The organism is Dactylosporangium darangshiense (genome assembly GCF_039537565.1).
GTDB lineage: Bacteria > Actinomycetota > Actinomycetes > Mycobacteriales > Micromonosporaceae > Dactylosporangium > Dactylosporangium darangshiense.
In genome coordinates this window covers 1-741 of record NZ_BAABAT010000218.1, presented here as the reverse complement: position 1 = coordinate 741, position 741 = coordinate 1, and the positions used below count along the sequence as shown (strand labels likewise).

At 72.2% G+C, this 741-nt stretch carries 1 protein-coding gene; it reads right to left on the bottom strand.

Going from position 1 to position 741, the window contains the following annotated elements; translation table 11 throughout:
* Nucleotides 1-681, bottom strand: a 681-nt coding sequence (locus ABD901_RS58790) for a zinc ribbon domain-containing protein (protein WP_345145130.1), incomplete at its 3' end; no start/stop codon positions are given.
* Nucleotides 682-741 lie beyond the last annotated feature (60 nt).

Here is a 741-nt window from a genome sequence, read left to right as displayed (position 1 = left end):
GGGCCTATCCGGGCTGGTGGCGCGGTCCGCGCGTGGTCCCGGCAGCAGGCTGCCAAGCCTCATCGGGGGTTGCGTCACCAGTGGTGTGACCGTTTCGCCGGCAGAGGCCACCCCGTGAGTGGCTGCCGCCCCTACCCACACCCCAGCGGATGCCAGGGTGGAAGCGGGTGCGGTTGACCGGCGCAGGACCTCTTGCTGTCCTGTAAGACGCCGTAGCCCGGCTCGCAACGTTTCGTCGATGCATGCTGACCCGGGCACGTCCGGATCGGCGAGGCGGACGCACGCGGCCATCGCTGCTGCGACCAGGTCGCGGTCGCCGACGAGCCCGCACTGGGGACAGTGATGAGTGCGTTGCGCGAGTGGTTTCTTCGCGCGATCCCCGCACGGGCACTGCTGCGACAACGCCGTCTTGCGGGTGCCGGCTCGAGAGAGGCGTCCGCCGGCGGCAACGCACTCGCGGGCGAGCGCAGCGACGAGCATGCCCGGCGAGAACAAGGCGATACCGCGGCCCCACAACCGGCCCCACGCGCGCATGTCCACGTGCTCGACCACCAGGTTTGGGCCGTGGGTTTGGACAATCCGGGCGGCGACGTCGCGGGCGCGGGCCTGTTTCGCCTGCGTCGCGGACCGTGCCGCCGTCGCCTGTTCGGCCCGGGCGCGCCGATACGACGACGTCAGCACGTCACGCCGGTAGGCGCGTTTCGGCCGCCCAGCCGCGTCCGCGACCCGCGAGCCGGTCGG